This window comes from Niastella sp. sgz303648 (assembly GCF_059587045.1).
In genome coordinates, this window is record NZ_JCAPSW010000008.1 from 322924 (window position 1) to 348167 (window position 25244).

A 25244-nucleotide genomic window follows, 5' to 3' on the forward strand; every position below is an offset into this window, starting at 1 on the left:
TAAGCAACCAGCAGTTGTATAAAGTGCTACATTTGCCATTTATATGGAAACCAGTATAAAACAGGATGTGTTTTTCCGCGATCTGGGGCGTATTGAGTACCAGGCGGCCTGGGATTACCAGGAAAAGCTGTTGCAGGAAAATGTGCGGGTGAAAATGGAAGCCAGAAGTCTGAAGTCGGAAGCCGGAGGTCAGAAGGCAGAAGTCGGAAGTCTGAAGCCAGAAGTTATCGATGAGCTGTCAACCACCAATTATTTGCTATTTGTTGAGCATCCGCCGGTATATACGTTGGGTAAAAGCGGGGCCATTGAACATGTGCTGATCAGTGAAGCCGAAAGGGCGGCCCGCGGCATTAGTTTTTATAATACCAACCGGGGTGGCGATATCACTTTTCATGGTATTGAACAACTGGTAGGATATCCAATCCTTGATCTGGAGAAATTTTATACCGATATCGGAAAATACCTGCGCAACCTCGAAGAGGTGATCATGGCCACCATGGCCGATTACGGACTGAAGGGTGAGCGGTCGCCCGGTGAAACCGGAGTTTGGATGGATGCCTCCGTTCCCGGAAAAGAACGGAAGATCTGCGCTATGGGCATCCGTTGCAGCCGCTGGATCACCATGCACGGCTTTGCCTTTAATGTAAATACCGATCTGAGCTATTTTGATTATATCATTCCCTGCGGTATTCAGAATAAAAAAGTTACCTCACTACAGAAGGAGCTGGGGCAAACACTGGATATGAATGAGGTAAAGGAAAGGGTGAAAAGGAATTTTGAGAAGGTGTTTAATGTGGAGCTGCAGGTGAGTGGTCAGTGGTGAGTGGTCAGTGGTGAATGGTCAAACGGCCCTGCTTAAAACGTCAAAGTGAAACGGGGTGATTGCTATTAATGAGAATATAAAACTCACGGCAACCCATTCACCACTAACCACTCACCATTCACCTCAAAAATCTTTCGGCACAAAAAACTTATGCCTTTCTTTCAGTTTGCCGTCTTCATACAGTTCGAACTTAAACCACCCGGCATGTAAAAAGTTCGATTTGTCGATCAGCAACGAGGTTTCTTTAACCTCGGCTACTTCAAAAAGCGGCGTATTATCATCTTCAAAAAACTTAATGGAGTACCGGTGTATTACCACATTGGGCACGTTAATGGCGATGTTGCCATCGCGCTCGGTAAATACGTATTTCGATGGTTTGAAAACTTCTTTCGGTGAAAACGGTTTTAATAAGATCGTATCAATACTGCTGAAGGCTATAGTGTCTTTTGTTTTGGTCACTATCGAATCGCGGAACTTTTTAAATTCTTTCACAGGTATCTGTGCTATTAAGGTATCGCGTTTTTTTATAAAGAAGAACTTTTCGGGTTCGGGTATAGTGACAGGCTGGGGTTGTATCTTTTCTTTTATTTCTTCGGCCTGTTTGGGCGATACACTTTCTGCAATGACTACACGCTTGGCATTTTCGGGCATTTGTTTACTTACGGGTATGCGTACGGTATCCCAGGTAGCGCGTTTTGATTTGGTGAACACAAACTTGCCGCTTTCCTGAACAATAAATAAACGGTAAAACTGATTAGCATCGGGGGCCTTTGAATCAACAAAACCATTTTCTGTAACAGTAGGATCGGGCACTGTTAAAATGGTGGCAAACCCCTTTGTACTGTCTTTCGAACGCTGAATGCTTATTTGCGTGGTAACCGGGTATTGGTTAGTCCAGCTTACAATGACTTTTTTATTCCCTTTGGTAATAACTGAAAAGTTAGGCAGAATGTCCTGTGCCCTGCTTATTGTAAATAAGGTGCAAGTTAGTATGAGTAGTACTGCCAGTTTGCGCATGCGCCCATGTTAAGTTTATCACTAAGGTTTTGGCGTCGCAAATATAATAGTTTTGGGGTACCGGTTTTAAATAACAATCTATAGGAATGTTAATGTTCCTGCCGGTAATGAACGGTTGCCCTGTAACCCGCCACTATGTATGATTAATATGCGACTGCCGCTGTTAAAATAACCGGTTTTTACCCGATCCATAATACCAAACAATAATTTGCCGGTATACACGAAATCGGTAGGAAGCTGATGCTTTTCGTACAGGCTATTCATATACTGAATAAGCTCATTTGTTTTTCGCGCATAACCTCCAAAATGATAATCATAGAAAATGGTGTAGTTCTTTCGGCCGGCAGCATATGGTAATACAAAGGTATTAAGGCTGTTATTGTCGGTTGCTGGTATTTTCAAACTACAAACACCAATTACCTGCTGGTGCGGTAAACCGGCGCGCACTAAACCTGCAAGCATAGTGCCGGTACCGGTTGCGCAGGCAATATGTGAATAACTTTTTGCATCCGTTAATTGTCCTATTTCTGCAGCGCCCTGAACGCCGTAATCGCTTTGTCCGCCCTGCGGCACTATTAAATAATCAGGGTGGGCTGTTTGAAGCGATTGAACCATTTCAGCTTCGTTGCCGTAGGCTTTGCGTGAAACAAACCGTAACTGCATATTGTATTGTTGCGCCTCTTGCAGGGTGGCTGATAGCGTTGCCGGTTGTTCGCCGCGAATGATGCCTGTACAGGCAATACCTGCCTGGCGGCAGGCAAAGGCGGTAGCCACGAGGTGGTTTGACCATCCGCCGCCGAAGGTAACAATGCCTTTTTTGTTTTGCCGTACCACCTGCTGCAAATGGTATTTTAGTTTGAACCATTTGTTGCCCGATATTACGGGATGAATACGATCGAGCCGCAACACATCTATCATTAACTGCCGTTCGTTAAGCAGTTCATCGTGCAGTGATTGTATTACTGCTTTTGATAAATCAATCGGTTGATTATATATTTCAAATGGTATCATTGACAGTTATCAGTTATTTTCACCACATATTTTTTTAATTTCGTGGCTCATTTTAAAAAAATACAGTTAAATGGAACCAACTCTTTTGATATTGGCAGCAGGCATGGCTTCCCGCTATGGCAGTATGAAACAAATCCAGTCTTTTGGCCCCGGTGGTGAAACTATTATGGACTATTCAATTTACGATGCAATTCGTGCCGGGTTTAAAAAAGTAGTATTTATCATCCGCAAAGATTTTGCAGATGATTTTAAAGCCATTTTTGAACCGCGGCTGAAAGATAAAGTTGAACTGGATTATGTATACCAGGATTTACATGCATTTACCGATGGTTTTCAGGTTCCTGCCGATCGTACAAAACCCTGGGGAACTGCCCATGCCGTATTGTGCGCCAAAAGTAATATCAATGAGCCGTTTGCTGTAATCAATGCCGACGATTTTTATGGCCGTGATGCTTTTGAAAAGGCCTATAAATTTCTTACCAAAGATGTTAACGATAAAACTTATTCAATTATCGGTTACGAACTGCTGAAAACTTTATCCGACAACGGTACGGTGAACAGAGGCGTTTGTAAGGCAAACGGAAATGGCGACCTGGTGGCTATTGCCGAGCGTTTGAATATCTCAAAAGTTGATGGACATATTCTTTGCGACGACAACCAGCAACCCAAAGAATTAGACATCAATTCGCAGGTTTCTATGAACTTCTGGTGTTTTTCGACCTCAATATTCAGCTATTCGGAAAAATTATTCAATGAGTTTCTGGCAGCGAATATTTCAAACATAAAATCTGAGTTCTTTATTCCTATTGTGGCCGACCGTTTTATCAACGACAAAGAAGGCGTTATTAAAGTAATACCTACATCGGCTCAATGGTTTGGCGTAACGTATAAAGAAGATGCGCCTGAAGTAAAAGAAAACCTGAACCAGCTGGTAAAAGCAGGGGAGTATCCTCCGGCTTTGTGGAGTTAAGCCAATTGGCAATAGGCAATAGGCAATTGGCAATATGCAATAAGCAATTGGCAAAACACCAATGAAAATTGCCAAATGAAATAAAGACATTGATAGTTAAATGCTGAATAATAAAAAGCCCCGGGTGATGATCATCCGGGGCTTTTATTTGGCGGTTGGTTATTGCCAATTGTCTATTGCCAATTGTTTATTGACTTAATAGCTCTTCACCATAAACACGGCATCTTCGATTTTCTTAATCTGCTGTACCCTGTCGATATTACGTACAGAAGAATTAATTGTAAGTCGGATATTCTGATAATTTGAATCTTTTTTGATTTCTTCGAGGCTGCGGAAGATATTTTTTGCCGTAATGGCGAATACTACTCCTTCGGCCTGTGTTTGACGGGTAGTGATAATGCCAATTACTTCCCCGTTTTTGTTAAATACCGGTCCGCCTGAGTTACCCGGGTTGGCTGCCACACCGATCTGGAATGAAAGCGTATCGCCTTTGTAACCCGTTTTGGCGCTCATGTATCCTTCGTTGTAAACAATTTCTTCGCGGGGGAAGCCTAATGTAAATACCGGCTCACCCAGTTCGGCGCCACTTTTACGAATGCCATAGGGCAGGGGGCCTATCGATCTGAAATCATCGTCTTCAATTTTCAAAAAAGCCAGGTCATTTTCGGTATTCGAGTAAATGATCCTTGTTCTGAATTCCTGTCCTTTATTATTTTGAACTACTACTGAAGATGAGCCTGCTACCACGTGTGCATTGGTAACTATAATACCTTTACCATCCACAAGGAAACCGGTTCCACCGAATTTGGCAGGTATATTTTCAGGGCCTTTGGTAATCCGGGCCTGTACTTTATTAATGGCCTCGTTGGTTTTTTTGGCTACTTCCTGTTTAAGGTCGTTTCGAAGGTCGATACGAAGTTTTTGCAGGTTACTGTCACTTTTCTTTTGTGAAACATAAGTGGTCATACCAGCAATAAGCACGGTGGTAATACCTGCAATGGAAGCTGCTACCGCCATTACACGTTTATATTTCTTCCAAAGTTGGTAAACTGTAGCTTTTGGAGCTTCTTCCTTTATATCGCCTGCATCGAGCAACTGGTTGTGAACATCGTGCAGGGTGTTTTTAAAATTCTTCCACTCACTAAACCTGTTCATCTGCTGCAAAAACATGGTGTGCTCCACTACTTTTTCATCAACCTCGGGATTGCTTTTCCGAAGCTGCTCAAAAGCGGCTATTTCTTCGGGAAGCATTTCGCCGCGGAGGTAGCGTTCAATAGCATCTAATAATTGTACATCTTGCATCACACGTTGTTGTTTTTAAATTCGGCAAAGAATAATTTACGAAGCCGCATCAGACATTTGTATTTCTGATTTTTGGCGTTATCAGCGTTGGTGTATCCAAAATGGCCGGCAATATCTGTCATGTTTTTTTTCTGAAGGTAAAAAGCCTCTATTAAACTTCTGCATGGTTCGCCTAAGTGCAACAAAGCCTTTTCCATCATCTGAAATTCCGAATTACGCTGACTGTGGCCTTCAATTTCATCTTCCACGGGAACGGTTTCTTCCAAACCATTTACATCGGGAAAATATTTTTGCTGTTGCTGAAGGCGTTTGAGCCAAAGGCGCCGGCTGACCGAGTAAACATAAGTTTTTAGCTGACAGTTTAACTCGAAGGAGCCGCTTCGGGCTTTTTCATAAAGCACAATCACCGTTTCCTGAAAGATATCCCTTGCATCGTCGGAAGATCCGTTGTTATTGATTATCAATGATTGAACCATATTATAAAATTGTTTATATATGGTTTCAACAGATTTCCGGTCGTTCTGTGCCAGTCCTTTTAACAATGTTTTTTCGTCGGTAGAATCAGTTTTCACGCTTGAACATTAATTAATACCCAATTTAAGGAGAAGTAACCCAAATGAGGCCTTAAAATTCACGCCAAAAAAACACAAGTTTTGGTTCTGATGGATGTATTTTGACCTTTTTTCAAAAAAATTAAATTTTTTAAGGTTACCGGGGTTACCTTTTCCCGTTTTCTGTATTAAACTTCAAAATCATTTGTTAACAAACAAAAAACGGTACAATGAAAAAACTGTTGTTAGTTTTAGCTATCGGTTCATTCGTAGCATGTAATGATGGTGGAAGCGCTGAAGAAAAAACTGCTGACACTACTGCTACTCAACCTACTACAGTAGATACAACTGCTGCTGCTCCTGCTGATACTACAGCTCCTGCTACAGTAGATACTACTAAAAAAGTAGTAGACACCCTGAAGAAGAAAAAATAAGTTTTTTTTCATATGGCAAGCAATCGTTAGAGGCCGTCCTGATCACAGGATGGCTTTTTTTGATAAGCCATAAGATTTTGGCCCTGCTGGTTAAACAGCGGGGCTTTTTGTTTGCTTGAAGTCTGATGTCTGATGTCGGAAGAACCTGCGGTTCGATTCTGTTGAGCGTATATAAACATCGGCATCTTCTGACTTCAGACCCCGGACCTCCGACTTCGGGCATAAAAAAAGGCTACCTTATCGGTAACCTTGTACATAATATCGGGGTAAAATAGTGATTAGCGGTGTCCATATCCAACATATCCCTGCGTGCCATAGCATCCGCCCTTTGTAGCTGTGCAGGAAGTTAAAGCTGCGCCTGCCATTAAAACCATAAGCAGAATAACGATTGTCCGTTTCATTTTTTGTGGTATTTAAAGTTTAAAATTGCCTGATGAAATAAAGGGCAATACGATCACCAGGTGATTCAAAAGGTTAACGGACTTAAGGGAAAAAATGAAAATTCGGTAGGATTGGATGTAGAATGCCCAAAATAACAAATAAAATCCCGCTTATGCAAGCTATGACTGCAAATAATTTGTGAAGGTGAATAAAAAACTTTTGGTAATCGTTGCGCCTTGAATACATTTAGCCGATTATTGACAAAGCCGGAGGTCGGAAGCCGGAAGTCAGAAGAACCTGTGATTCGATTTTTCTAAACGATTTCAAATTTCGGACTTTTCTGACATCAGACTTCGTGTTTATGATGCGGCAGATATACTTACATTTGCACACGAAATAATGGGTATAAAGTAATATGTATAAACTGGCAGGAATTATATGTAAACCGGAAATGATTTGGAATGGCACTAAACTTGATACCCGTTTTGATTGTTTATTTTCATTGCGTAATGAATTTGGCCTGAACTCCTAAATTTTAAATAACCATTATCAATCATCATTGTTGAATGCTGCAGTTAAAGAAACCACTGGCTATCATTGATCTTGAAACAACCGGTGTAAACCTTAGCACAGATCGTATCGTTGAAATCGCTATAGTAAGAATTCAACCCGACGGCACAAAGCAAATAAAACGGAAATTGCTCAATCCCGAAATTCCCATTTCGGTTATTTCGCGCGAAATGCACGGCATTACCAATGAAATGGTAAAAGATGCGCCGACCTTTAAACAGGCGGCCAATGAAATCAAGCAATTTCTCGATAATTGCGACCTGGCAGGATATAATTCGAACAGGTTTGATATTCCCTTGTTAGCCGAGGAATTTTTACGCGTAGGACTTGAATTTGAGTTTAATCATCGCCGGCTGGTAGATGTGCAGAAGATTTTTCATATGATGGAGCAGCGGACCCTCGGCGCGGCATATAAATTTTATTGTAATAAAAACCTCGACGATGCGCATCGGGCCGAAGCCGATGCGGTAGCTACCTGGGAAATATTACAGGCTCAAATGGAAAAATACCCCCAGCTGGGTACCAGCGTTGAAACCATTATTACCTGCATTGGCGACGACAGTATAGTTGATTTTGCCCGGCGTATGATTATGGAAAACGGGGTTGAAATATTTAATTTCGGAAAGCATAAAGGCAGGTCGGTAGTTGAGGTGTTACGGGCTGAGCCCCAGTATTATGACTGGATGATGAAGGGCGATTTCCCCATGCACACCAAACATAAACTTACCGAAATTTTTAACCGCACCCTGTTAAAGAAGGGATAATTAAGTGCAAATGTGTAAATTATGTAGTGGTGCAATTTGAATTATTGTATTTTCGTATTCCAATATCAATAGAATTGTTTGGAAAACATAGTCATTATACCAACTTATAACGAGCGCGAAAATATTGGGCATATAATTGATATAATTTTTGCTCAATATGACAATTTTCACCTCCTTATTATTGATGATGGTTCACCTGATAATACTGCCGGCCTTGTAAAAGAAAGGCAGGTGCAATATGAAGGTAAACTGTTCCTCGAAGAACGGAAGGGAAAGCTCGGACTGGGCACCGCGTACATTCACGGTTTCAAGTGGGCATTGAAAAGAGGCTACCGGTTTATTTTTGAAATGGACGCCGATTTTTCGCATAATCCCAAAGACCTGCAGCGTTTATACGAAGCCTGCTCAACCGGCGGCGCCGATGTGGCCATTGGATCGCGTTATGTGAAAGGAGGCGGCACCGTTAACTGGCCTAAAGACCGGATTTGGCTCTCGAAAGGCGGCTCGTTATACACCCGATTAATTACCTGGATGCCGGTTAAAGATACTACAGCCGGCTTTGTTTGTTATAAAAGAGAAGTGCTGGAAGCTTTAAATCTCGACCAGATTCAGTTTTTGGGGTATGCCTTCCAGATTGAAATGAAATTTGCTTCCTGGAAGCTCGGCTTTAAGATCAAAGAAGTGCCCATTATTTTTGAAGACCGCAAGTTCGGCGTATCAAAAATGCATAAGGGAATTGTAAAGGAAGGTATCTGGGGCGTATTGAAGTTGCGCTGGTATAGTTTGTTTAAAGACTATCGCAACAGGGTTAAAAATACCGGTTCAGCCGACTATTCCTCCGTAGCCAAACAAAGCGAAAAAGTATTTGCTAAGTCTAAATAGAGTCCGGAAGACCGAAAAGTCCGGAAGTCCGAAAGATAGTTGCCTTAACAGTAGCTTCTTTCGGATTTTTTATTTTCCTAAACACAGGCTTGCCGGCAAAAGAAACTTATTTTAGCGAAAGAGCTTTGTCTTGCGGACTTTCGGTCTTCCTGACTTTCGGACTATACTGACTTTCCGACTTAAAATATGCGTAAAGCATTTATACAATTACATACTGCTGTTTTTTTAGCTGGTTTCACCGGTATCCTCGGCCGCCTCATCACCTTAAACGAAGCGCTGCTGGTGTGGTATCGTTTATTGATCACAGTAATTACCTTATGGGTGCTGTTCTTTTTTAAGCAAAATGTAAAACGCATTTCAGCTAAGGGCATATTACAAATTGCCGGGGTAGGGGCTTTGGTAGCCTTACACTGGGTAACGTTTTACGGAAGTATAAAATATGCCAATGTATCGGTAGCGCTGGTATGTTTTTCAGCAATCGGTTTTTTTACATCGATACTGGAACCGCTGATTGTGCGCAAACCTTTCGATAAAATCGAATTGCTGCTGGGCCTGCTGGTGATAGCCGGCATATCGCTTATATTTCATTTTGATCCCCAGTATAAAACAGGTATTATCATTGGCATTATTTCGGCGCTACTGGCCAGTTTGTTTCCCATATGTAACCGCCTGCTGGTGCAGCAATATGCACCGGAAACTGTAACCATTTACCAGCTAAGCGGTGGTTTTTTGTTTTTGACCGTTCTGCTGCCTTTTTATCTGCAATATTTTCCGCACGATCATATTATACCCACCTTAAATGATACCGGATGGTTGCTGGTGTTAAGCTGGTTTTGCACTGTGCTGGCATTTAATTTATCGATGAATGCACTGAAAAAAATATCGGCTTTTACGGTAAATCTCACCTACAATCTTGAACCCCTGTATGGCATTGCACTGGCATTTGTTGTATACAGGGAAGACAAACTACTGTCGGCCACATTTTATATAGGACTGCTGTTGATTGTTCTTTCGGTTTTTGTACAAACCTGGATGGTGTATAAGAGCCGGAAAACGTGAAACGTGAAACGGCAAAGGCAAACGGCAAAGGTAAACCGGCAATACGCTCAGTTTCCTGTTAACTTATCAACTTTGTCAACCTGTTAACCACTCAACATCTTCTTACTTCATATTGTTCTTTTACCCGCCAATCGCCTGTTACTTTACCCTCACAAAGAAATAGGTATACCCTCTGTCATATTGCACGTGTAGAGCTTAAACCGGTAAATAGCTCAGATGAAAGTTATTATTTATAAACGGCTGTTAAGGAGGATAGTAATTGCCGGTAAAAGACTGTTTGCATTAATTTAGCTTTTCAACCAGGCACATGAGAAAGTTTTATAATATTCCGCTGCTATTATTGGCAGGTTTATCTGCCGCTGCACAAAAAAAGCCCCTTGATCATTCGGTATACGACAAGTGGCAAAATTTTAATGAACGATACATCAGTAATGATGGCCAGTGGGTGGTATACACCATTACACCGCAGGAGGGCGATGCTGTTTTGTATGTGCAGGGCAGTAGCGATAGTTTACACAAAATGGAAATTAAACGCGGGTATGCTGCCTCCATTACCGAAGACAACCGGTTTGTAATTTGTAAAATAAAGGCACCTTATGCTGCCACCCGCGAGGCTAAAATAAAAAAGAAACTGCCTGATGAAATGCCCAAAGACAGTCTTGCTATTGTTGACCTGGGTAAAAACAGCATTATTCGTATTCCCAATATAAAATCGTACAAAACGCCCGAAAAAGGAAATGGGCAATGGGTTGCATATCTGCACGAAAAGCCGTTACCCGGTAATAAAGCTTCCGATTCTCTTATACAGCTGAACAATATGTTGCGAATGGTGGATAGCCTCACCCGGATGGCCGACAGTATTCGCGATAAAGCCAATGAAGTAAAAACAAAAGGATTACAGGCTATAAAAACAGATAAAAAAGAAGCGAAGTCAAAACCGGGCGAAGAAATTGAAGAAGGCACCGAACTGGTTCTGCTGAATTTATATAACGGCGATGAGAAAAAATACCAGTTGGTAAGCGATTATTATTTCAGCAAAACAGGAAACGTATTTGTTATTGAAACTACCCGAAGCAAAGCCGATCTGCTGTTGCCTGCATCGATACTTTGGTACAATGCAGGGAATGGAAAAACCGATACGGTTATGCGCCGTTTCAATGCTGCCCGCAATTTTGCGATCGATGAAGAAGGATCACAACTGGCTTTTATAGCAGAACGCGACAGTGTTCAAAAAGCCCTTCAAAAGTTTTACAAACTGTGGTATTACCGGCCGGGCCTGGATAGTGCGCAACTACGTGTTGACAGAAATACGGCCGGTGTGGCCAAAGGATTAACGGTCAGTGAATCGGCCAGCCTGATGTTTAGCAAAAACGGACAACGGTTATTTTTTGGTTTGATGCCCGTTCGCAAACCCAAAGACACTACACTGGTTGATTTTGAAACAGCGAAGCTGGATATATGGCATTACAATGATGATTACCTGCAGCCTCAGCAACTGGTGCAGGTAAAAAGCGATTTGCAAAAAAGTTATACAGCAGTATTGAATGGCAACGACGATAAAGTAATTCAGTTAGGGGCAGATGATGCTGAAAATGTAATACCAGCCGATGAAGGCAATGCGCCTTACGTACTGGCCACTACAACAAAAGGAAGCAGGGTAGAGCTTCAATGGCAGGGATTTGTAAAGTATACAGCCTGGATCGTATCGGTAACAGACGGTTCAAGAAAACTGGTAAAAGAAAAACAGCGCGGCAATTTTTCTATTTCGCCGAAAGGAAAATATGTGATCTGGTACGATTTAAACGACAGAAATTATTTTACTTATACGGTAAGTACCGGCGTCATTACCAATATTACTAAAAATATAAAAGCGCCGTTGTATGATGAAGAGGATGATCACCCCGATGATCCACCGCCATACGGATTGATGAAATGGCATGAGAACGATCAGTATGTGTATGTGTACGACAGGTACGATGTTTGGCAATGCGATCCCCAAGCAAAACATGCCCCGCGCAACTTTACAAAAGGAGATGGCAGAAAGCATAAAATGACCTACCGGTATTTGACTACCGACAAGGATGAAAAGTACATTTCAAACAATCAAATGCTGGCTTTCAGATCGCTTAATGAAGTAAACAAGCATACCGGGTTGTGTATTTATAAACTCCGTTCAAAGGATTATATTCCCTATCAGTTTTATGCTCCTGTTTGGGTCGGTTTACAGGTAGTAAAAGCAAAAAATTCCAATAGCTATCTGCATACCATTGAAAGCTATAAACTATCAACGGCACTTGTAATTGTCAGGCTCGATTCATTTGATGTAGGCAAAGTGAAAGGCTGGGATGATTTCAACGAGCATAGCGACTCAATGACATTTATTGAGGTGGCTACCACCAATCCTCAGCAAAAAGATTATAACTGGTTAACTGCCGAACTGGTAAAATGGAAAATGTTCGATGGAAAAATATCGGAGGGGTTATTATTCAAACCCGAAAACTTTGATGCCAAAAAGAAATACCCGGTACTATTTTACTTCTACGAAAGAAATGCTGATGGCTTGTACCTATACCGGGCGCCTGCTCCCAGTGCTTCTACCATCAACATTCCCTGGTTTGTAAGCAACGGGTACATCGTATTTGTGCCCGACATTCATTATAAAAACGGAGAGCCGGGTGAAAGCGCTTATAATTCGGTTGTTTCGGCTGCGAGATATTTTGCAAAAATGCCCTGGGTTGATAGTACCAGGATGGGCATACAGGGGCAAAGCTGGGGCGGTTATCAGGTGGCTTATCTGATTACACGCACTAATTTATTTGCGGTTGCCGAAGCCGGGGCGCCTGTATCTAATATGACAAGCGCTTATGGCGGTATTCGGTGGGGCTCCGGTGTAAACCGGCAGTTTCAATACGAAAGATCACAAAGTCGTATCGGGTATACTTTGTGGCAACGGCCCGATCTGTTCATAAAAAACTCGCCTTTGTTCAGGGCCGATAAAATAACTACGCCTTTACTGATCATGCATAACGATGCCGATGGCGCCGTTCCCTGGTACCAGGGCATTGAGTATTTTACAGCGCTGCGGCGTTTAGGCAAAAAAGTGTGGATGCTTCAATACAATGGAGAAGATCATAACCTCGTTGAAAGGCGAAATCGTAAGGACCTGAGCGTTCGTCTGGGACAGTATTTCGATTATTTCCTAAAAGGAGCGCCGGCACCCAGGTGGATGGCAGAAGGGGTGCCTGCTACCAGTAAAGGTATTGAGTGGGGCCTTGAAATGGAGCAGTGAAAATGGTTCGATGGCTTATTACGCCGCCTTCGAAATGTACCGTACGAGACTGCGTTTTGCCACGGGTAATAATGTTTCGGGAATCGGGAATGATAAATCAGTTTCTATTGAATATACGGCCGGATTGGGCAGGTCTTTTTTTTGACGCAACAATTCGGCCTTTATATTTTCGTAGCTATTTACAATGTTACGCTCCCATTCGTTCACATATTCTGTTCTGATAGCCCTATACTTTTCATCGTGCTTTTCAAAGAAGCTTAGCCGGTATTGATAAACCAATGTATGCCGGTATGTGCCTTCGCTTAAAAAGAAATAGCCTTCGTTGGTATCGAGCGGCACAAGGCCAACGGGAAAAATATTCAGTTTGTCTTCTACAAATTCATAGATCTCGGTACCGCTGCTGATGGTGGTTTTCATTTTTTCAGCCGCAAAATTGATGATTTCTTCCAGTTCCTGCATCAGTTCATCATCTTCAATGATCTGTTCGTATAGTAATTGCAGTTTTTCGAGTTGTATGCCCGACAGCTTTTTGGGAAACTGTTCCTGCAAAAACTTTTTATTTTGTTTTAAGGCCTGCAGATTGTGGTAGTGAAAAATTACATCAGATAACTGGGGATATAATTTCGATTCGTTGAAGTATTTGATTACCTGCTGAAGGTAAGCGAGGAGTGTATATTTTTTCAACTCAAAATCAATATAACCCTCGGCAAACCAGGTTTCTGACAGTGTTTTCATGTGATTACGTTTTAAGTTTAGGTTTGTCGCTATAATGAATTTACAAAAAAAGCCTCAGGTCTGGAAGTGGTATTTTAAGTTTTTTTAGTTAAAACTGAGTTGACGGATTGAATCAAACTATCGAACCATAAATGAAAAAACCCCGGCGTTTTGCCGGGGTTTATATTGTTATAGCAAGCTGATGATTACAGCGTTCTATCGGTTGAAAAGTTTTCGAGCTCTTTGGCAACGGCGTTTAGGAAAGTGCTGCCAAGGGCGCCATCGATAATACGGTGATCGTACGAAAGCGACAGATACATCATATGGCGTATGGCAATAAAATCGCCCTGTTCGGTTTCAATTACCACGGGCCGTTTTTTAATAACGCCCGTAGCCAGTATGGCCACCTGTGGCTGGTTAATGATAGGCGTACCCATTAAGCTGCCAAATGTGCCTACATTGGTTAATGTGAAGGTTCCGCCCTGTGTATCATCGGGACGTAACCGGTTGTTGCGGGCTGCATTCGACAGGCTGTTTACCTGTTTTGTTAATCCTACCAGGTTCAACTGATCGGCGTTGCGAATTACCGGCACAATAAGGTTACCGGTTGGCAGGGCCGTAGCCATTCCGATATTTATATCTTTCTTAACAATCAGTTTATCGCCGTCGATACTGCTGTTTAACCAGGGATATTTTTTAATGCAACGAATAATTGCTTCAATGAACAGAGGCGTAAACGTGAGCTTTTCGCCTTCCTGTTTTTCGAAATCTTTTTTCCATTTATCGCGCCACAGAACCATATTGGTTACATCGGCTTCGGTGAAGCTGGTTACATGCGCACTGGTTTGCTTGCTGCGTATCATGTGATCGGCAATCAGTTTGCGCATGCGGTCCATTTCAATGATCTCAACATTACCGGTGTATGTTGTTTGAACCAGTTGACGTTCTTCGTGTACCTGCGGTAAAATGGTTGGTTTGGTATTGGCCGAAACAGTGGTTGTAGTGGCTGTAACTGTTTCATGCTCGTGGCGGGTTGTTGCAGCAGGGCTGCTTACTTTACCGGCCTTTTTATTGGAAACATACTGCAGAATATCTTTTTTGGTTACGCGTCCTTCATTACCGGTACCGGGAATATTTTCCAGTTCGCTCAGGCTGATGCCTTCGCTCGATGCAATGTTCAGCACCAGCGGTGAATAAAAGCGGGCTCCGTTTTGTGTGGGGGTATGCGTATATGCTTCGGTTGTAACCGGTTTGTGATTGGTTTCGTGTACCAGCGGGCGACTGTCGGCAACCTGGTTGGCCGGACTTGTTACCGGAGTAGTGGTTGTTGCGGGTTCAGCAGCGCCAGACCGTATGCGGGCAATAATAGCGCCAACAGGTACCACATCATTTACATTAAAGAAAGTTTCTTCTATCACGCCTTCCGCTACCGACGGTACTTCACTATCCACTTTATCGGTGGCGATTTCAAGCACCGGTTCATCCATCTTTACTGTTTCACCGGGATGTTTAAACCACTTTAAAATAGTGGCTTCTGTAATACTTTCACCCATTTTAGGCATCACCAGGTCAACTAAAGCCATATGCAATTGCAGATTTTATATCCCGCTTTGACGGGACTGGTTTACGATTTCACTTTTGGATTTTTTCCCATAGTACCCGGATTAAAATACTCAGGGGCTGCGAACTTATGATTAAATACGCATAAAACGTATTTCCCCTTGCTCGTCCCCGTTCATCCTTCGTTTATCCTAAGCTTTACGTTCGCTCATCCTATGTGTTCAACCTTTGCTTATTAGTTCTTCGCTCAGAACCTGCAGGGCAACCATTCGACTTCGCTCAGGATTTCCTGCCTCCGCTCACGAGCGCCAAAGGTAATGATTTACTAACAATCGTTTGCTTAACCATTTTCAACAATAAATTTCCGTAACAGGTTTAATGCCTGTGTTGCTGTCATTTCGATATTGCGGTCGCGATCGAACCTGAACTGAAATTTTTGCGTAACCAGTTTGTGCCGGTCGCCTGCAGCCACCCAAACAGTGCCCACTGGTTTTTCGGGGGTACCGCCATCGGGACCCATAATGCCCGATACGGCCACTGCATAGTCGGTGTTCATAGCGGCCAATGCACCGGATGCCATTTCTTTAACCACCTCTTCACTTACTGCACCTTCACTGCGTAAAGTAGCCGGTGATACGTGCAGTTCCCTGATCTTTATTTCGTTATCGTAACTAATAATACCACCTTTAAATATGTTGCTGGCGCCAGGAATAGCCGTAATCAGGTGGGCAATATAACCACCTGTACAGCTTTCGGCTGTGGCCATTGTTTTATTAAGCGATCGTAAGATTTTGCTGAGCGCCATTTGCAGTGTGTTGTCTTCATCGGTTACCAGCCACTCACGTACCAGCGTTTTCAGCGCAGCAAATTCAGTGTCCAACTCTTTTTCAAGTTGCTCTTTATCGGTTCCCCACCCGGTGATGCGCAACCGTACCATACCATAATTAGGCAAATAGGCCAGTTTCAGGTGTGCAGGCAGTTGTTCTTCCCAATGTAAAATGGTTTCGGCCAGAAAAGATTCGCCAATGCCCACTGTAAGCAATGTGCGATGTGCGATAAAGGGCATTGAAAAAGCCTGTTGCAGGCGGGGCACCACTTCATTAATGATTAAACCCTTCATTTCGTGCGGAACACCCGGCAGGGAAACAAACACTTTACCGTTTTTTTCGAACCACATACCAGGGGCCGTACCCCGGGCATTGGGCAACACCGTACAAACATCCGGCACTTCGGCCTGTTTCATATTGCGTTCGATAATTGGCCGGCGAAAAACCTGCTCAAACAAATAAATAAGGTGTTTTTTTACATCCTCGTTCACAACCAGTTTGCCACCAAAATATTCAGCCAAAACCGGTTTGGTAATATCATCGGCGGTTGGGCCCAGCCCTCCTGTTATGATAATAATATTTGTATCGCGGCTTTCTTCATCCAGGGCGCGAATGATCTCTTCCTTACTATCACCAACTGCAACCCTGCGCTTCACCCATACGCCTGCTTTATTCAGCTCCTGCGCTATGAAAGCGCTGTTGGTATCAATTACCTGACCTATCAGTAACTCATCGCCAATAGTTATAATGGATGCAATAATTTTTTCCATACGAATCAATTACCAACAAAAGTAGTGTCAAAATCAATGTGAAAATTAGTCCCGCAAGGCGGGATGCAAATTAGTACCGCAAAAAGCGGGATGAAAATGATTTGATAGTGGAGGGTTTGATTGTAAGATGGTTGATACCTCAATTTAAACCGGTTAATTGGCTTCGGTTTTGTTTAATTTTCAGGCCTCAAATTTCCTTACTCAATTTTGACGCATGAAGAAATTAATTATCCTATTCTTTATTTCATTATATGTTCGTGACGTTACCGCACAATCTGTTGCTGTGAAGCTGGCCAATGCCGTTAAACAATTCGAGGCTGATGAGCAGGTGCGTCATGGCATCATCAGTTTATGCGTAGTTGATGCACAAACCGGCAAAACCCTGTATGAGCACTATTCGCAATTGGGTTTGCCTGCGGCCAGTACCCAGAAATTATTTACGAGTGGGGCGGCTTTTGAATTGCTGGGAGCCAGTTACCGGTATAAAACGCAATTGGGGTATGGTGGCCGCATTGAAAATGAAGTTTTAAAAGGAGAACTTTATATAATTGGAAGCGGAGATCCTACTTTAGGAAGCTGGCGATACAATAGTACCAAAGAAGAAGTGATACTTGATAAATGGATGTCGGCTATTAAGAGCCTGAAGATTAAAAAAGTGCAAGGCGGAGTGTGGAGCTTTCGACCTACAAACGAATGGTCTCCACCTATACCCGATGGATGGATCTGGCAGGATATCGGTAATTATTATGGAGCAGGTTGCGATTTTCTGAACTGGCACGAAAACCAATATGATTTAATACTGCGTCCCGGAAAAGCAGTTGGAGAAAAGGCTGAAATATTAATCACAAAGCCAAAACTTGTTAATGCCGAATTGTGGTGTGAAGTTACTACGGGTGAAAAAAACAGCGGTGATAATGCCTATATTTATATGGCACCATATTCAGATTATGGTTATGTGCGCGGAACAATACCCATGGGGGTAAGCGAATTTACGATTTCGGGTTCTTTTCCAAAACCTACGGTGCAATTGACTCAAACCGTAACCGAAAACCTCCGAAGCCATGGAATCGCAATAGATTCAACCTTTTCGGCTTTTCGAAAAGACTCATCGCTTTTTCAGGATCAGAAAGTTATGGAATCACTTTTCTCACCAAATATCATTTCCGTTCATTATTCGCCACCGCTCGACAGCATCAATTACTGGTTTCTTAAAAAAAGCATTAACCTGTATGGTGAAGCGCTGATTAAAACAATGGCCCGTGAAAAAAGCGAGTTGGGCAGCACTGAAAAAGGAGTTGAAGTGGTGCGCAATTTCTGGGCTGAGCATGGCATTGATAAAGGTGCCATCAATATTATCGACGGCAGCGGACTATCGCCGCAAAACCGGGTAACTACCGATGCCGAAGTAAAAGTTTTGCAATATGCCAAAACACGGCCCTGGTTCAACGCTTTTTACAATGCGTTGCCCGAATACAATGGTATGAAAATGAAAAGCGGTTCCATTGGCGGCGGCCGGGCTTTTGCCGGTTATCATACAGCGAAAGACGGAAAACAATACATTTTTTCGATCATTGTAAATAATTACGATGGATCGGCAGCAGAGGTGGTGAAGAAGATGTATAAAGTACTCGATGTGTTGAAGTAGTTTATGGTTTGGAGTTTGTTGTTTGTGGTTGCTGCCGCACTTTAATCCTTGATTAGCAGTTCCGGAGATGACGCCCGGAAAATGAGTGGGGCTAAAATAATAGTGAGCTTGTTCAAATAACTACAAACCTCAAACTACAAACCAAAGAATGGTTTCAGCTTATCATATAATTGCACCGGCATGGTGGTTTTTTGCATGCCATTGGCGGTTACAAAATACAACACCACACGGCCAACCGTTAGCAGCTTTTTATTTTCATTGAATACTTCCTGATGAAATTCGATGCGGTGGTCGGCTGGTAATTCTTTCAATGTAGTTTTGATGGTAAGCAAATCGTCGTAATGCGCGGTTCGTAAATAACGGCAATGCATTTCAATCACGGGCATAATTACACCCATGGCCTCCATATCTTTATAAGTGAATCCCAACTGGCGGATCGATTCGGCACGGCCTACTTCAAAATACTGGGCATAGTTTCCATAATATACTACATTCATCTGGTCGGTTTCGGCGTAGCGCACCCGTATTTGTGTTTCGGATATAAACATGGTGAGTGAATGGTCAATGGTGAATAGTGAATGGTCAATGGCGAATGTTAAATTTTTGAATGGTGAATGTTAAAATGTGAATGGCAAATGGTCAATGAACAGGCACCCGATTGCGGGTTGTTTATTGACCATTGACCATTCACTATTCACGGGGATTATTTTCCCATGGCGCCATCGATGCTGTATTTGCCCGAACCCATTAAAAAAATGCTAAAGAATCCGGCCAGGTACAAAACGGCCAGTTCCTGTCCCGGCTCTCTATACCCCTTATTGATCATAAAAACAACAACAACAAAAGTGATCACAACCGGTATTACCATCAGCCGGGTAAAAAGCCCCAGTACTACAAAAACCACACAAAATACTTCGGCAAAAAGCACGAGCATCAGGGATGGTGTTGTACCAATGTGAAAGGGGTCGGCAAACCTTTGCTGTAACTGGGCAAAGTGTTTTAACTTCTCAATACCATGATTGAGCAATAACATTAAACCGAACGTAACCCGTACTAACAAAACAGCAATATTAAATGATGTTTCGGAACAGGCGGTACTCAGTAGTCTTTTCATGAGTTGGTTTTTAGGTGCTCAAAAATAAGGGTATTTGTTTTTTTACCATTTAGTATTAAAAAGAATTGTTAATCCTGCTATTTATCCACATGTGTTTGGAACGATGTTTGGTTTAAGAAGAAATATTTAGAAACTTTACTTCGTTTTACCTACATATAAGGATACGGAATGAAAAAAACGACAGCCTTTATAACCCTTTTAGGTCTTTTCTCTTTTTCATATGCCCAACAAACCCGCGTTATAAACGATCCCCAGGCCACTTTTAAGCAAGCCAAAGAATACTTTCAGCGGGAGCAATACAGTCTGGCATATCCTTTATTAAAAGACCTTCAGTTGCAGCAGGGGGCAGCCGACCGAAGTGGCCAGGCTATCAATTATCAGGAAATAAAATATTATACAATCGTGTGCGCCCTGAAACAAAATGAACAGGGCGCTGTGGCAAAGGCACGTGATTTTATTAATCTCGAAGATAATTCGGCCCGCGTGCAAATGATGAGCTTTCACCTCGCCGAATATTATTTTCGTCAGAAAGATTATGGCGAAGCAACCGCTTTATACGAAAGCGCAAATATCAGCAACCTAAGCAACCGGGAAATTGCCGACATGAAATTTCATCTCGGCTATACTTATTTTGTGGCCAAACGGTTCGATAAGGCAAAGCCGATGTTCGATGCCATCAGGCAAATAAAGAACGACCCCAATTATGCCGATGCCAATTACTATTACGGGTTTATTTGTTTTTATGAAAAGAAGTACAAAGAAGCGCTCGATGCATTTACAATAGTCGAAGATCATCCCAATTACGGTAAAGTAGTTCCTTTTTATATAGCAGGCATTTATTATTCGCTTGGTCAAAAAGATAAGGCGCTGGAATATGCCGAAGCCAAACTGAAACGCGGCAACCTGTATTACGATGTGCAGATGCGCCAGATGGTGGGGCACGCTTATTTTGAGAAAAAACAATTCGATAAAGCGCTGCCTTACCTCGAAACCTATGTAAGCAAGGCCGATAGTGTAAAAAGAGAAGATATTTACGAGCTTTCCTATTGTTATTACGATGCCAAAAACTGGAACAAGGCCATCGACGGATTTAAACAAATAAGCGGTAAAGAAGATTCGCTGGCGCAAAATGCCATGTACATGTTAGGAGATGCTTATTTAAAAACCGGTCAAAAGGCCAATGCCCGCAACGCATTTTTGCTGTGCGCGCATAACAGCAGCAATCAAAAACAACAGGAGGTTTCGCAGTTTAATTATGCCAAGCTTTCGTATGAACTGGGTTACCAGGACGTTGCCTTAAACGAGTTGCAGGAATTTTTACAAAAATACCCGCAGTCGGATTATAATAATGAGGCCAAGGAGTTGCTGGTGAACATGTTGGCCAGCACCAATAACTATAAAGATGCGCTGATACTGATCGAAAGTGTAAAGTCGCCATCGCCCAATGCGCGGCGCTTATACCCGGTAGTATTATACGGCCGTTCCACCGAATTGATCAATGATGGTATGCTGGTTAGCGCCAACGACTTGCTTACACGGGCCGAGTCGGATGCCAATAATACGGCCGTGTTACCGCAAATACTATTCTGGAAAGGCGAAATAGCCTACCGGTTAAATAAACCCGATGATGCCATTCGCTACTTCTTCGAATACCTGAAACGACCGGTTTCATATGGAGAAATAAATCCCAATAATGCCAAATACAACCTCGGTTATTGTTTTTTGAAAAGGGAAAATTATAACCAGGCATTAGGATTTTTTGAGCAGGTGGTTAAAGATCCGAAGATCAATGCATCGCCCATGGAGCAGGATGCCTATGTGCGCAGTGCAGATTGTTATTATATGAACCGCGACTTTAAGCGCGCGCTGGCCATGTACGATAAAATCATTGGTTATTCATGGGCATCGGGCGATTATGCCACTTTTCAGAAAGCCATGATAACCGGTGTAAACAACGATAAAGAGAAGATCAATTTATTAAGTACTATCAGTCGCCGTTATCCGGGATCAAATTTGAGTGCCGATGCCAATATGGAAATTGCCATGACTTATATAGCCAGCGAGCAGTTTCAGCAGGCCATTCCTTTTTTAAAGAATGTGATCAGTGATCCGGTGTCGTCGCTCAAACCAAAGGCCTATCTTAAAATGGGTATTGCGTATTACAACCTGAATAACGATAATGAAGCATTGAAGCAATATACGGCCGTTTTACAGCAATTCCCCAATTCGCCCGAGGCAGATGCAGCGCTTGAAAATGCCCGTATTATTTATGTTGAACAGGGTAAAACCAACGAATATGTAACTTTTGCCCGTTCGATGGGTAAAGAAATTACAACCAACCAGGAAGATGAGCTGATGTATCAGCAGGCCGAAGTGCAATTCAATAATGGGAATTTTCCGGTTGCTGCGAAAAAATTTGAGGAATATATTACCCGTTTTCCCGATGGAAAATATTCGCTCGAAGCATTGTATTATAAGAGTGAAATATATTTTAATCAGAAAGACTGGGCAAAAGCCGCCGAAGGATATGAAAAACTGGCCGACCTGGTTCCCAATAAATTTGGAGAAAAGGCATTGCTGAATGCGGCGCGGTTAAATTTCTTTGAGCTGAAGAATTACGATAAATCGGAAAAATATTTTTCGAAGCTGAAAGAATTTGCCGGCTCACAGGAAAATAAGCTCGAGGCTATGCGCGGATTATTGCGTAGTCAGTACCAGTTACAAAAATGGAATGACGCCGTAACCAATGCCAAAGAATTGCTGAATCAGAAAGGCATCGGGTCTGATGATAAGGTGGTAGCCAATATGGCCATTGCCAAAAGTTTCCAAACGGCCAATCAGTGCGATCAGGCAATAACGTATTACAGAACGGTTGCCTCATTAAATAAATCGGCTTATGGCGCCGAAGCGCGTTATGAAATTGCTCATTGCTTTTTTGTACAGGATCGTATGAGTGATGCCGAAAAGGCTGCATTTGAAGTGGTAAACAAAGCCGGTTCATACGAAATATGGGTTACCAGAGCTTATTTGTTACTCGGCGATATCTATTTAAAAGAGAAAGATTATTTCAATGCCAAGGCCACTTTTCAAAGTATAGTTGATAATGCCAAACTCGAAGACCTGCGTCAGGAAGCCGACCGCAAACTGAAGCAAACGGTGGAAGAGGAGCGGAAGAACAGTAAAGTGGGAGGATAGCAGGATGCCAGTTACCAGTTACCAGTTACCAGTTACAGGTTACAAGGGAAATTCAAACAGTCAGAGAGGCATTGACCATTCACCATTCACGATTGACCATTCACGAACATTGTTTCAGATGAATAAACAAGTTAAATTATCAGTTTTCATTTTCAGTGGATGCTTTTTAGGCGCAGCAGGTTTAGTGCATGCACAGGAAACTAATAAAGGCAAAACCATTGATGTTACCTCTACTTTTAAACCGGTTTTACGTGAGGCTTCAAAAATTAATTTCAATGCTACGGAACCGGCAGCAGATACTACCAAACCGAGACTTAACTATAATATACCTGCACAAAATTTATTCTTTACCTACCAGCCGGCGGGATTGCATCCGGTAGCTTTAAAAGTTGATTCGCTGGGCTCGTGGCAGTACAGCAATTATATTAAAGCAGGTATAGGTAATGTTCATCAGCCGTTTGTGAAAGCAGGTTTTAGTTTCGGCGATGGCAAAAACACTTTCTTCAACGTGTTTGCCAATCACTATACATCAAAGGGTGATTTGCCTTTTCAAAAGAACAGTCAAACTGCAGTAGCCGCTGCGGCTACCTACAAAACGCCCAAAAATCTTGAATGGAACGGAAGCTTAGGTTTCAGAAGCGATGATTATTTTTTATATGGGTACCAGCCCGATTCGCTGAAATTTGCGAAGGATGATTTGCGGCAACGCTTTCAGACCATTGAAGGAAAAATTGATTTCCGCAATATAAATCCTACTGAGTTTGGATTGAATTTCCACCCCAGCATTCGCGTAAGCGGATTTAGTGATAATCACACTGCCATAGGCAAAGGAAGTGAAACCAATACCGTGGTAAATCTTCCGTTAGAGAAAACCTTTGGAGACAACTTTGCGTTCGATCTGGGCGCTACTGCCGATCTTACCAATTATAAAAAAGGTAAAGAAGGCGATAAGCTGAAAGATCAGAACAATTTATACCTCGTTTCGGCAGCTGTGCTGGTGAAAACAACTAACCTGTACATACATGCCGGTATTTTGCCATCGTGGGATCAGAAACAATTTCATATGCTGCCCAATATCATGGCAGATGTTACCACCAACGACAAGAAATTTACTATTCAGGGCGGTTGGATAGGATACTACAATAAAGGTTCTTATCAGCGCTTTGCCTCCATTAATCCCTGGCTTGCACAGCCCGATTCATTGTTCAACACCCGCACGGTTGAAATGTATGGTGGTATAAAAGGTTCGCTGGGTAATCATTTCACATATTCAGCCAAAGTAGGTGTGCTTACTTACCATAATATGCCATTGTTCGTAAACGATACGTTGTTTGGAAATACCTTTAATATACGGTACGAGCCAAAAATGAATGCTTTACAACTGCACAGCGAAATGGCTTATACCATCGGGGAGGAGTTCAGGGCCTCGGCAGGAGTTACATTCAACAACTTTTACGGATTGGAGCAGGAGAAAAGGGCATGGGGGTTAATACCTGTTGAGTTGAATGCCTCGGTGCGCTGGCAATTGTTAAAAGACCTGTGGTTGTACAGCGAACTGTGGACGTGGAAAGGCGCCCGCTACATTGGTGCAAACGGTGAAAGTTTCAAAGGCGATAAAGCATTTGACCTCAATGCCGGCGCCGAGTTTCGAATTACCAAAAACTTCAATTTGTGGGTGCAGTTCAATAACCTGTTGAACGACGACTATGAGCGCTGGCACCAGTATAAAGTATTTGGGTTTAATGTGTTGGGGGGAATTACTTATTCTTTTAATACGAAATAAGGGGATCAGGTTGAAACCCCGGGGGATTCAAAGGCAGATATTCTCCGTTATAACTTTTTCACCTGCTCATAAGTACATTTTGCCGGACGATGGGTGAAAAACGATGCGTTATAGATTTTTTTTCCCTCGTTATAAGTGAAAAACGATGCATTATAGATTTTTTTTCGCGGCGTTAGGTGAAAAACGGTGAACGATAGATACCTTTTTTTCCAGCTATGGATTAAAAATGAAGCGTTATTGATTTTTTTTCGCGGCAACCGGTGAAAAACGTTGAGTAATAATAATTTTTTCCTGGTTATAAGTCAAAAAGGGTGGGTTATAGGTATTTTTTTCTGTGTTATAGGTTAAAAACGGTGGGTTATAGATCCTTTTTCCCTGGCAATAGGTTATGAACACTTAATATTTGATTTTTTTCTCGTAGTGATACGGTTAAGAACTGTAAAAATTAATTACTTTTTGTTATGATTTAGAATAAATACGAATGAACTTTAATTTTTTTTCTTGTGATTTTGAAAATTACTGAGTGTTTTAAGTTATTTTTCAATAAAAAAAATCTACAGCCGCAGAAAAAGTAACTATCACC

General features: G+C 42.3%; 20 protein-coding genes. 10 read left to right on the forward strand and 10 right to left on the reverse strand.

The window, feature by feature from the left end; all coding sequences use genetic code 11:
• The first annotated feature begins 43 nt into the window (after nt 1–43).
• Nucleotides 44–823, forward strand: coding sequence for a lipoyl(octanoyl) transferase LipB (gene lipB, locus AC59IL_RS24120; RefSeq protein ID WP_496554765.1), 780 nt, complete (start codon nt 44–46; stop codon nt 821–823).
• A 123-nt stretch (nt 824–946) separates the two neighbouring features.
• On the opposite strand, the gene AC59IL_RS24125 is transcribed toward lipB, so the two are convergent.
• Together AC59IL_RS24125 and AC59IL_RS24130 are read right to left on the reverse strand one after the other, a co-directional pair.
• Complete coding sequence (locus AC59IL_RS24125; protein WP_496554766.1) at nt 947–1840, reverse strand: hypothetical protein; 894 nt, start codon at nt 1838–1840, stop codon at nt 947–949.
• A 78-nt stretch (nt 1841–1918) separates the two neighbouring features.
• Nucleotides 1919–2851 (reverse strand): 1-aminocyclopropane-1-carboxylate deaminase/D-cysteine desulfhydrase, encoded by a 933-nt coding sequence (locus AC59IL_RS24130; RefSeq protein ID WP_496554767.1) that lies wholly within the window; start codon nt 2849–2851, stop codon nt 1919–1921.
• A gap of 70 nt (nt 2852–2921) precedes the next feature.
• On the opposite strand from AC59IL_RS24130, the gene AC59IL_RS24135 reads away from it, so the two are divergent.
• Nucleotides 2922–3821, forward strand: a complete 900-nt coding sequence (locus AC59IL_RS24135; RefSeq protein WP_496554768.1) for a nucleotidyltransferase family protein — start codon at nt 2922–2924, stop codon at nt 3819–3821.
• Nucleotides 3822–4016: 195 nt separating this feature from the next.
• Here AC59IL_RS24135 and AC59IL_RS24140 read toward each other — a convergent pair whose 3' ends face one another.
• Both AC59IL_RS24140 and AC59IL_RS24145 read right to left on the reverse strand, forming a co-directional pair.
• Nucleotides 4017–5123: a S1 family peptidase gene (locus AC59IL_RS24140; protein WP_496554874.1), complete on the reverse strand. Its 1107-nt coding sequence runs from the start codon at nt 5121–5123 to the stop codon at nt 4017–4019.
• Nucleotides 5123–5695, reverse strand: a complete 573-nt coding sequence (locus AC59IL_RS24145; RefSeq protein ID WP_496554769.1) for an RNA polymerase sigma factor — start codon at nt 5693–5695, stop codon at nt 5123–5125. The genes AC59IL_RS24140 and AC59IL_RS24145 overlap by 1 nt, the downstream gene beginning before the upstream one ends.
• Before the next feature lie 209 nt (nt 5696–5904).
• Between AC59IL_RS24145 and AC59IL_RS24150 the strand changes: the two genes are divergently transcribed.
• Nucleotides 5905–6108 (forward strand): hypothetical protein, encoded by a 204-nt coding sequence (locus AC59IL_RS24150; protein ID WP_496554770.1) that lies wholly within the window; start codon nt 5905–5907, stop codon nt 6106–6108.
• A gap of 278 nt (nt 6109–6386) precedes the next feature.
• On the opposite strand, the gene AC59IL_RS24155 is transcribed toward AC59IL_RS24150, so the two are convergent.
• A complete protein-coding gene (locus AC59IL_RS24155) occupies nt 6387–6509 on the reverse strand; it encodes a hypothetical protein (protein ID WP_496554771.1) in 123 nt (40 codons plus the stop codon).
• Between the two features lie 546 nt (nt 6510–7055).
• Between AC59IL_RS24155 and AC59IL_RS24160 the strand changes: the two genes are divergently transcribed.
• The 4 genes from AC59IL_RS24160 (at nt 7056) to AC59IL_RS24175 (ending at nt 13053) form a co-directional block, all read left to right on the forward strand.
• Nucleotides 7056–7823, forward strand: coding sequence for an exonuclease domain-containing protein (locus AC59IL_RS24160; protein ID WP_496554772.1), 768 nt, complete (start codon nt 7056–7058; stop codon nt 7821–7823).
• 78 nt (nt 7824–7901) lie between these two features.
• The gene (locus AC59IL_RS24165; protein WP_496554773.1) at nt 7902–8705 is read left to right on the forward strand and encodes a polyprenol monophosphomannose synthase; all 804 of its coding nucleotides are present in this window, start codon (nt 7902–7904) and stop codon (nt 8703–8705) included.
• A gap of 186 nt (nt 8706–8891) precedes the next feature.
• Nucleotides 8892–9764, forward strand: coding sequence for a DMT family transporter (locus AC59IL_RS24170; protein WP_496554774.1), 873 nt, complete (start codon nt 8892–8894; stop codon nt 9762–9764).
• Between the two features lie 307 nt (nt 9765–10071).
• Complete coding sequence (locus tag AC59IL_RS24175; RefSeq protein WP_496554775.1) at nt 10072–13053, forward strand: alpha/beta hydrolase family protein; 2982 nt, start codon at nt 10072–10074, stop codon at nt 13051–13053.
• 18 nt (nt 13054–13071) lie between these two features.
• Here the strand turns inward: AC59IL_RS24175 and AC59IL_RS24180 are convergent, their stop codons facing one another.
• The 3 genes from AC59IL_RS24180 to AC59IL_RS24190 all read right to left on the reverse strand — a co-directional run bounded on the left by AC59IL_RS24180 (nt 13072) and on the right by AC59IL_RS24190 (nt 16924).
• Entirely contained in the window at nt 13072–13788 is a 717-nt protein-coding gene (locus AC59IL_RS24180; RefSeq protein WP_496554776.1) for a hypothetical protein, read from the reverse strand.
• A gap of 185 nt (nt 13789–13973) precedes the next feature.
• Nucleotides 13974–15350, reverse strand: a complete 1377-nt coding sequence (locus AC59IL_RS24185; protein WP_496554777.1) for a dihydrolipoamide acetyltransferase family protein — start codon at nt 15348–15350, stop codon at nt 13974–13976.
• Between the two features lie 317 nt (nt 15351–15667).
• Nucleotides 15668–16924 (reverse strand): competence/damage-inducible protein A, encoded by a 1257-nt coding sequence (locus AC59IL_RS24190; protein WP_496554778.1) that lies wholly within the window; start codon nt 16922–16924, stop codon nt 15668–15670.
• Nucleotides 16925–17138: 214 nt separating this feature from the next.
• On the opposite strand from AC59IL_RS24190, the gene dacB reads away from it, so the two are divergent.
• Nucleotides 17139–18569, forward strand: coding sequence for a D-alanyl-D-alanine carboxypeptidase/D-alanyl-D-alanine endopeptidase (dacB, locus tag AC59IL_RS24195; RefSeq protein ID WP_496554779.1), 1431 nt, complete (start codon nt 17139–17141; stop codon nt 18567–18569).
• Nucleotides 18570–18703: 134 nt separating this feature from the next.
• Here the strand turns inward: dacB and AC59IL_RS24200 are convergent, their stop codons facing one another.
• Together AC59IL_RS24200 and AC59IL_RS24205 are read right to left on the reverse strand one after the other, a co-directional pair.
• A complete protein-coding gene (locus AC59IL_RS24200; protein WP_496554780.1) occupies nt 18704–19117 on the reverse strand; it encodes an acyl-CoA thioesterase in 414 nt (137 codons plus the stop codon).
• Between the two features lie 155 nt (nt 19118–19272).
• Nucleotides 19273–19683 carry a DoxX family protein gene (locus tag AC59IL_RS24205; RefSeq protein WP_496554781.1) on the reverse strand — a complete coding sequence of 137 codons (411 nt, stop codon included), beginning with the start codon at nt 19681–19683 and terminating at the stop codon, nt 19273–19275.
• A gap of 168 nt (nt 19684–19851) precedes the next feature.
• Here AC59IL_RS24205 and AC59IL_RS24210 point away from each other — a divergent pair, with 168 nt between their 5' ends.
• Nucleotides 19852–22878 (forward strand): tetratricopeptide repeat protein, encoded by a 3027-nt coding sequence (locus AC59IL_RS24210; RefSeq protein WP_496554782.1) that lies wholly within the window; start codon nt 19852–19854, stop codon nt 22876–22878.
• Nucleotides 22879–22996: 118 nt separating this feature from the next.
• Nucleotides 22997–24661, forward strand: a complete 1665-nt coding sequence (locus AC59IL_RS24215; protein ID WP_496554783.1) for a hypothetical protein — start codon at nt 22997–22999, stop codon at nt 24659–24661.
• Nucleotides 24662–25244: the final 583 nt, after the last annotated feature.